General features: G+C 64.5%; 8 protein-coding genes and 1 tRNA gene. 4 read left to right on the forward strand and 5 right to left on the reverse strand.

Annotated elements, in window-relative coordinates; genetic code table 11:
• Positions 1 to 2: 2 nt before the first annotated feature.
• Together rnpA and rpmH are read right to left on the reverse strand one after the other, a co-directional pair.
• Positions 3 to 353, reverse strand: a complete 351-nt coding sequence (gene rnpA, locus BM175_RS13720) for a ribonuclease P protein component (RefSeq protein ID WP_090963965.1) — start codon at positions 351 to 353, stop codon at positions 3 to 5.
• A gap of 41 nt (positions 354 to 394) precedes the next feature.
• Complete coding sequence (rpmH, locus tag BM175_RS13725) at positions 395 to 529, reverse strand: 50S ribosomal protein L34 (RefSeq protein WP_026501365.1); 135 nt, start codon at positions 527 to 529, stop codon at positions 395 to 397.
• 318 nt (positions 530 to 847) lie between these two features.
• Between rpmH and BM175_RS13730 the strand changes: the two genes are divergently transcribed.
• The gene (locus tag BM175_RS13730; protein ID WP_090963936.1) at positions 848 to 2308 is read left to right on the forward strand and encodes a sensor histidine kinase; all 1461 of its coding nucleotides are present in this window, start codon (positions 848 to 850) and stop codon (positions 2306 to 2308) included.
• Positions 2309 to 2442: 134 nt separating this feature from the next.
• Positions 2443 to 2519: transfer RNA gene (locus BM175_RS13735), tRNA-Arg, on the forward strand.
• On the opposite strand, the gene BM175_RS13740 is transcribed toward BM175_RS13735, so the two are convergent.
• The 3 genes from BM175_RS13740 to mobF all read right to left on the reverse strand — a co-directional run bounded on the left by BM175_RS13740 (position 2490) and on the right by mobF (position 7484).
• Entirely contained in the window at positions 2490 to 4238 is a 1749-nt protein-coding gene (locus BM175_RS13740) for a recombinase family protein (RefSeq protein WP_342029260.1), read from the reverse strand. The genes BM175_RS13735 and BM175_RS13740 overlap by 30 nt on opposite strands.
• A 185-nt stretch (positions 4239 to 4423) precedes the next feature.
• Entirely contained in the window at positions 4424 to 4663 is a 240-nt protein-coding gene (locus BM175_RS22405; RefSeq protein WP_139224629.1) for a hypothetical protein, read from the reverse strand.
• On the reverse strand, positions 4656 to 7484 hold the full coding sequence (mobF, locus tag BM175_RS13745) for a MobF family relaxase (protein ID WP_090963940.1): 2829 nt from the start codon (positions 7482 to 7484) through the stop codon (positions 4656 to 4658). Before mobF ends, BM175_RS22405 begins: the two co-directional genes overlap by 8 nt.
• 255 nt (positions 7485 to 7739) lie before the next feature.
• On the opposite strand from mobF, the gene BM175_RS22745 reads away from it, so the two are divergent.
• Both BM175_RS22745 and BM175_RS13755 read left to right on the forward strand, forming a co-directional pair.
• Positions 7740 to 8003: a hypothetical protein gene (locus tag BM175_RS22745; protein WP_090963942.1), complete on the forward strand. Its 264-nt coding sequence runs from the start codon at positions 7740 to 7742 to the stop codon at positions 8001 to 8003.
• Positions 8004 to 8052: 49 nt separating this feature from the next.
• On the forward strand, positions 8053 to 8339 hold a 287-nt coding region (locus tag BM175_RS13755), incomplete at its 3' end, for a transposase (protein ID WP_483073370.1).

Here is an 8339-nt window from a genome sequence, read left to right on the forward strand (position 1 = left end):
GGTCAGATCCCCGGAGGAGGCGTTGCGGGCGCCGGCCTGTGCGCCTGCACCTTGGCGACGCGCGTCGATAGCTCGCCCGTGAGCGTCTCGAACGGCAGGGTGAGAAGCTCGCGGCGGGCGACGATCACATAGTCGAAGCCGGCGGCCATGTCAGCCCCGCACACGGTGCGGATGGCCTCACGAAGACGTCGGCGGATGCGGTTGCGCTCCACCGCGTTTCCGACCTTGCGCGTCACGGTGAGGCCGTAGCGGGCCGCGCCGCCATCGGCACGGTCCAGGGCCTCGATCAAAAAGAAAGGGCCGTTCAAGCGACGGCCCCGTCTTGCGGCCAGAAACTCGGCGCGCGTCGTCAGTCTGGAGATCGCGGGTCCGCTGGAGCCGGAAGGCCTCGGTGTCAAGCCGACAGGCGCTTGCGACCGCGCGCGCGGCGGGCCGCAATGACCTTGCGGCCGCCGGTGGTGGCCATGCGGGCGCGGAAGCCGTGGCGGCGCTTGCGGACGAGCTTGGAGGGCTGGTAGGTGCGCTTCATGGTCGTATCCCGCAGTGGACCTGCGGACCTCTTGATCTTCTATGGGTTCAAATCGAACGTCGAACGCACGAAAGATCCGCATGGGCAAGCCCCATCCGACCCGGCATCCGTCTGTGGGCGCGCTTATAAGGAGGAAGCGGGGAACAAGTCAATCGCCCCCGCCCCGATCGAGGCGGCCACGGGCCATTCCGTTATCCATCCGGGAGCTCGAACGCGTCTCCATGCCCTTTCGGGATGACCCGGGCGCGCCGTTCCCCTAGGCTTGGCTCACGTTTCCCTTATCTGCGACGCCAGCCCGCAGAGGGCGTCGGAACCTTGATGACACCAGCTCCCAACGAAGCGAAGCCGAGGGAGGACACGCGTCCCCGCTTTACGAGGCGCCTGTCGACCCGGCTGTTCGCCCTGACGGTGGTCGCCGTGATGGGGGCCGAGGTGCTGGTCTTCGTGCCCTCGATCGCGCGCTTCCGCCTCGACTGGCTGCAGTCGAAGCTGGAAACCGTTTCCGTCGCCACGCTGATGGCGGACTTTGCCGAAGGCGGGCTTCTCCTGTCGCCCGATCAGGAGAGCGAGCTTCTCCATGCGCTCGATGCGCGCCTGATCGCCATCCGTCGTCCCGGCTCGACCGAGCTTCTCGCCCGCGTGCCCGACCTCGCCGGCGTCGACGAGCAGGTGGACCTTTCGAAGGAAAGCCGCGTCGATTCGGTGCTCGCCGCGTTCGACACGCTCCTCAGCCACCGCCCGCGCACGATCCGCCTCGTCGGCCCGATCGGCGACGGCACGATGAGCGGCGAGATCGTCTTCGACGAGGTACCGCTGCGCCGCGCGATGCTCGTCAACTCGCGCAACATCCTCCTCCTGTCGCTCGGGATCGCAAGCTTCGCCGGGCTCCTCGTTTTCGGCGCGATCAGCCTATTCCTCCTCCGCCCGATCCGCGCCCTGACGCACGCGCTGGTGCGCTTTGGCGCCGATCCGGAGGATCCGTCGCTGATCCTCAAGCCGAGCGGGCGCAGCGACGAGCTCGGCATCGCCGAGCGGGAGCTGGCCGGGATGCAGGGCGTTCTGGCCGACACGCTGCGCCAGCAGCGGCGCCTCGCCGACCTCGGCCTCGCCGTCTCCAAGATCAACCACGACCTGCGCAACATTCTCGCCTCGGCGCAGCTGATCTCAGACCGCCTCGCCGACGTGCCGGACGCACAGGTCCAGCGCTTCACCCCGGTCCTCATCCGCAGCCTCGACCGCGCGCTGCACTACACGCAGTCGGTGCTCGCCTACGGCCGGGCGGCCGAGAGCCGGCCGGTGCGCCGGCTGACGCTCCTTCACCGTCTCGTGGAGGACGTGTTCGAGACCCAGCTGGTGACGCCGGAACAGGGCATCGAACTCGTCAACGGCGTGGATCCCGCGCTGGAAGCCGACCTCGACCCGGAACAGTTCTTCCGTGCCCTCTCCAACCTCGTGCGCAATTCGGTCCAGGCGCTCGAGGGCGAGACCGGCGAGGCGATCGTACGCCGCATCGCGGTGCGCACCGAGGCGCCCGGCGGGGGGCTCCTGCGCCTCGTCATCGAGGATACGGGACCTGGTCTCGGCCCCGCCGCGCGCGACCATCTCTTCCAGGCCTTCCGCGGCTCGACGCGTGCGGGCGGCACGGGCCTTGGCCTGGCGATCGTCGCCGAGATCGTGAAGGCGCACGGCGGCCAGATCCGCCTGACCGCCTCCGCGGCGCCCGGTGCCCGCTTCGAGATCGACCTCCCCGCCGCCCTCCCCGTCTCGCCCGGCGCCTGATCCTCGGGGCTCCACGCCCTTCGAACGGGTATCGAAAACATTCATCGCGCCCCGGCCACGGAATCGCTTGCAATCCCTCCGGGACTTGGCTAGTTACCCCTCACGAACGGCCGAGGCCTAGCCCGACGTTCCAGGCGCCCGTAGCTCAGCTGGATAGAGCACCAGACTACGAATCTGGGGGTCAGAGGTTCGAATCCTTTCGGGCGCGCCACTTCCGTACAGATCTGCGAACACCGAACCCTGATGAGGCCTTATTTCGCGTGTCGCTGCCCTGCGCTACAATGACCTCCTCCAGCGTAGCGGCATCGCCAACGATGCGGATCATCGCGTCATCGACTTCGACACGGTCGATAACGGAGCGCAGGTAAGCCTTGCGGAACGGTACTTCGCCGGTTCGGATGTTCTCGCGCATCGCTCGGCCGAACCGCTCGACGATCTCTGGCGGGATCGCTTGGCTCGGCACCATCTGAGCGCGAATGCGGTCAAGTGCCGCCTGTGACCTCTCCCGATCGAGACGAAGGTTGGCGATCCGCTCCTTCAGGATGTCGTCCATCTTGGCAATGTCATCCTCCACCATACGGTAGAGCCGCTTCAGCTTGTCTTCCGCATCTGTCGCCTCCCGCTGCAGCGCGATGATTCGTCCATCGACCTCTGCTGCCTTTTCCGCTCGCCCATGCGCGATTGAAGCAAGAAGCTCCGTCAGGCGCTCGGTGGTGAGCAGCCGCTCCGACAGGTGTTCGACGACAAGGTCATCGAGTTTGTCCATTGGGATGGACCGTCCCTTGCAAGCGACCTTTCCCGAGCGTGCGCAGGCTGAGCAGGTGTAGTAGCGATGGACCTTCCCGCTGCGCGATGTCCCCGTCCTCAGCGTCATGCCGCCTTCGCAAGACGCGCAAACGGCAAGGCCCGTCAGCAGGATTGGCCCGGTGACAACGCGCGGTGCTTCAACGCGCGGGTTCCTCGCCTTCAGCATGGCTTGCACAGCATCGAAGGTGGCACGCTCGATGATCGGCGGAACAGCGACGATGATGTGCTCGGCGGCCGGCTTCTGCCGGAGCGTCTTCGACTCGCGCTTGTTGAAGGTCCACTCGCCGACATAGACCGGGTTCGTCAGGATGCCGTGCAAGGTGCCGACGCCAAACCGCGCGCCGCGCTTGGTGCGATGGCCGGCGGCGTTCAGCCGCTTGGTGATTTCCTTGATGCCAAGCGGACCCGAAGCGGCTTCGCCGTGCTGGTAGAGGCGGAAGATCATGCGAATGATCTCGGCTTCGACCGGATCGATGGCGAGTTGCTTCTTGATGCGGGCGCCGCGCTTCTCGATCTCTTCCGTGCGGTAGCCGAGTGGCACGGGCGAGCCATTGTAGAATCCTTGTCTCGCGTTCTCCTTCATCGCACGCAGCACGTGCTTGGCGTTCTCCCTCGACTGATACTCGTCGAAAAGGGCGATCACCTGACGCATCATGACCTGTGCGGGATCATCGCCAAGCTCCTGCGTGATCGAAACGAGGCGCACGCCCGCCTTGGCGAGGCGGCGGATATACATCTCGAGCCCGAACGAGTCGCGGAAGAAGCGCGAGTAGCTGTGCACGACGATGATGTCGAAGGGCCGATCGCTGTCAGTGGCGCGCTCGATCATGCGCTGGAACTCAGGGCGCGCGTCGTCAGTGGCCGATGCACCCGGCTCGACATACTCGGCCAGAAGCGACCAGCCTTTCGCCTGACAGAAGCCGGCAACTTGCTTGCGCTGATCGGGGATCGACAGGTCGCTCTCCGCCTGCCTCCCTGTCGAGACGCGCAAGTAGGCACAGGCTCGGAAGGACATGAGCGGTTCCGCACCATCGGCTGTCATACGGGAGGCAACACCCATCCTCGGCGTCCTTTCCAGCAACATGCTGTCATTGTTGATAAAGTAGCAGCTGCAGAGGGCCACTACAGGTCCGGCATGAGCGTCACGGCGTCGAACTCCTGGAATAGTAAACGGCCAGCCCGCTGCGCCAGCGCCATCGGCCCCTCGTCCTGCTGCGAAGACGGTTTAGCTCCAGCGGGCAGACCACGCTTACTGACGTGAGGGCGACGAGGTTCCAAGTCCCATCGCAACCGGTATCGCTGTTGTATTCAATCATCCACGACCGCCCCCAGCTGCAGCTCGTCGAGAAGCGTGCCGAGATAGGTTTCGATCACCTCGATCTCCCGAACTGTCACCGGAATCGAGGGCGGCCAGTCGTCGACGATGCTCGGAGCGCCGGCAATCTTCGGCCGGCCTCTTTGAGATCTGCTGCGGTCCCAATCAGCATCTTCCGAAGATGAAGAACGTGCACCACTTGAACCATCGGGAGGATGCCGGCGCCTACTCAAGGCACTGGCCCTTCGAGCGGGAGCGTCGACGTGACGGTGCTCGGGCGTTTGGCTTTGGCGCTGCGCCCTCGCTTTGCAACGTCCGAACATCTTGGGCTGCTGACACTGACTGACTGGCGGACGCTTCGCCGAGGAGGTGTCGGCGGTTGCGCCGTGCGGAGCCCTCTGGCGTGATCTCCGGCTGCTCCTCGAGGATCGGCTCTTCCTGTGCCAGCTCAAGCGGACGGGCCTGCTCGCGGAGCGTCTGCCTCTGCGCCGGCGTCAGATAGTCGAGCGTCGTCTTCTTGACGCCGGAGCGGCTCAGGGCGTCAGCGAGCGCTGCAATGCGCTCTTCAGGCTCGATCTCCCGGTTGCGGTCCCCGAGCAGTCGCTCGGCTTGAACACGAGCATCCAGCGCACGACGATCAAAAAAGAGCTGGGTCGCTCCCCGTGAGCGACTGGCGGCGACGTGGATGTCGTGTCGATCCATTGCGGGATCGGCAAGAACGAACGCCGTTTCCGTCGTCAGTCCCTGCGAGCCATAACAGGTCGTGGCATAGGCATGCGCCACCTGAACCCGTCCCGCTTCGTCCGTGAGATCGTCCGGCCCGAAGGCAACGAGCCAAGTTCCAACCTGCGCCTTGAGGCGAAGCCTGCCGTCTGCCGCACGCTCGATCGACTTGAGGCGGCCTTCCGTGCCGTTGACGATGCCAAGGATATCGTTGCGCTTGAGGAAGCGGACACGATCCCCTTCGGCAAGGTCGAGAGTAACAGGCTGACCTGAAGGTGTGACAGCCGCAAGCGATACATCAGCCGTCGCAGCCAATTCCCCCGCGGCGCGCAGTCGCTCCCGGACGGCGCGGTTCAGAGCCGCGACCTGCATGTTGGTCTTGGCGACGATCAGGCTGCTGTCGCTCGGATGGTCCCGCCGCCAGCTCTCCCAGTTCTCGATCAAGGCGTTGATCGTCGAAGCGGGTCCGTCCAGCTCATGGACGCAGCCATACTCAGCCAAATGGCCAAGTGCGTCCGCCGCCCGACCGTCGCCGAAGGCTGTGACGACGTTTCGAGCCCAGCTTTCCCGCTGGCGCACGATCGTGTCGACGCGCATCGTGCCGACGGCCTCCGCCACGATGCGCAACCCCGGTCCACCGATCGGCTGCAGCTGGCGGCGGTCGCCGACCATGCGCACCGCGACCTCAAGACCCTCAGCCCGCGCCCGCTCGATCTTGCCGAGGATGCGCTGCATCTGCTGGCTGGTGATGAGGCCGGATTCATCGATGACGAGCAGCGTCTTGTCGGTCAGGAAGGCACGGTCATGCTCGGCGCCGGCAAGCCAGCTGTCGATCGCTCGCGCGTCGATGCCAAGATCGTCACGGAGCTGATGGGCGATCTTCCAGGCTGTGGACGCGCCGATGACGCGCCAGCCCGCGTCCTGCCAGGCTCGGGCAACAGGCCGCAGAAGCGTCGACTTTCCAACGCCGGGCGCGCCCTCGACCGTGACGATCGCTTCCGAACCACAGGCTAGCCGTGCCGCCGCTTCCTGTTCGGCGTTGAGACCGGCCGCAGCGAGCAGGCGTGCAACATGATGGGATGCGGGCGCAGCAACCTTTGCCTGTCCCAAGCGCGTCGCTTGGACAAAGAGAGCCTGCTCGAGTTGGACGATCTCGGGCGTAGAGTAGATCGGGTGGCCCCAGCGGTCGCGATCGAGTTCGATCACAGCGCCATCATTGTGCAACGCTGCCAGCTCGGCATCGATCGACACGAAGGCATTTGAGCCGACATGCGCCGCGGCAAGCGCGGCAACGAGATGCCGATGCTCAAACAGGCTGTCCCGCTGGATCAGTTCTTCAAGGGCAGCCAACGCGACACGCTTGTTGTCCGGCCCGACCTCATCGCGAAGCAGCGCTCGATCGCGCCCGACACCACGAGCCTGAGCGACAACATGTTCGGGTTCGAAACCAAGCGCGGCTGCTCGTACTCGCCAGAAGGCATGACGGTCCTCGGCAGCATCAATGATCTTCGCGCGGCGCGTCGTCCGCGCCTTGGCCGCAGCGAGTGCTGGCGCATCTGCAGTCGCGAGCCCAATCGGAGATAGCTCGTTCTCGATCTCGCGGCGACGCGCTGAGAAGTAGGTGCAGAGCTCTGGATCGACGCCGACGACCTCGAAGATGCCGTTCTTGCCGGTTACCTCAACGCCGAGCCCGAGCTTCATCAGCCCGGCAGCAAGAGCCTGATGGTATACAGCCCCACAACACATCTTCAGGTTGAATAACGTACGTCCGTCCAGCCGACCGAACGAACCGTCTGCGCGCTGTGCCAGATTGAGTATGACGACGTGGGTATGAAGTGCTGGATCCGCAAAGACCGTGCCGTCGGCGTGCGCCGCCGGCCGTGCCTCGCCGTGCTGGAAGGCGGCAGCCGTCAGCCGCACCTTCTCCAGAACCGCGCCGCCTCGACCACGCCGGCAGAATGCCGCGTCCCGATCGAGAAGCGCCATGGCCTGCTGCACCGCTGCGGCATCCACAGCGTCCAGCTTGGCTCGCCAACCAGCATCAGCCAAACCCCAAAGCACCTGCAGAGACTTGGGTGGAGAGAAGGTGACGTCGTAGCCGCCGACAGCCTCAGTGCGACCGCCATCGTTCCGGACTAGTGGTCGTCCGTCCTCATCCAGCGCAGCATGAAGACGCTCGAAAGAGGCGCTTTCGACTAGACTGCCAGCTATAACACCGAGTTCTCGGCCAGCCAGAAGCCATTGCCCGTCCGGCTCGCGGCCGCCGAGATAGTACTCGATCTGAGCTGTGTAGTAGCGCGCCGATGTGCCGGCCGAGATGGTCGCGACCATGAGGACCTCCGAAAGGGAGGCTCCTCAATAAGCACCTTTCATCAGCCCGTTTTGGAAGCCAAATCGGTGACTCCGATTTGGCTTCCAAAACCGTCCCGCCGCGCCGTGTCATTCATTGGCCATGTCGAAGCGCGGGGCGGTCAACTCCTTCCGAGAAGACGCATCCACCTTCGCCAAATCTTAGAAAGGAGGTACGCGTACATGGAAAAACAATTTGAACATCTCCGCGCCGAACTGAACAAATAACTTCAGCGGTTGGCGAAGCAACTCAACAGATCGGACATTTTTGTCGAAGCGGTATTCCATACCGCTCTCAACATCATGCCGGTCGCCGATAAGGACGAAATGCTGAGCCAGCAGGAAATGGAAGATCTTCTTCCCCTACTGGACGGCATGCGCCGTGTGGTCTTTGCCATCAATGACAGATGGTCAACATGCGAGGGGCAGAAGCCGCGTCCGGATCGTTGGCGCTGGCTGCTGATGCCCATCCAAAGCTTTGCGCGAGCCCTAGGTGTTTGATCCCAGGGTTTGATGGTGTGATCCTTTCCGTAGAATGGAAGGATGCCCTATGGGACAGGTTCGTCACGGCAGCGCCACGACCACGCACGCCATCCGAGCAGCAATACAGCGATCGGAGGCTTCGCTCGCGACGCTGAGCCGGGAGCTCGGCATCAATCCGAAGACGGTGGCCAAGTGGCGCAAACGCCAGACCCTGGAGGACAGGAAAACCGGGCCGAAGGAGCCGCGATCGACAACCTTGAGCGAGGCCGAGGAGGCGATGGTCGTCGCGTTTCGACGACACACGCTGCTGCCGTTGGATGACTGCCTCTACGCGCTACAGCCGACGATCCCGCA

It is taken from the genome of Aureimonas phyllosphaerae (assembly GCF_900113065.1).
Classification (GTDB): Bacteria; Pseudomonadota; Alphaproteobacteria; order Rhizobiales; family Rhizobiaceae; genus Aureimonas; species Aureimonas phyllosphaerae.

Bases quoted from the DNA above. Each gene is read 5' to 3' on its own strand.
- mobF (WP_090963940.1), bottom strand. From the start codon at position 7,484: ATGGTCGCGACCATCTCGGCCGGCACATCGGCGCGCTACTACACAGCT.
- rpmH (WP_026501365.1), bottom strand. From the start codon at position 529: ATGAAGCGCACCTACCAGCCCTCCAAGCTCGTCCGCAAGCGCCGCCAC.
- BM175_RS13730 (WP_090963936.1), top strand. From the start codon at position 848: ATGACACCAGCTCCCAACGAAGCGAAGCCGAGGGAGGACACGCGTCCC.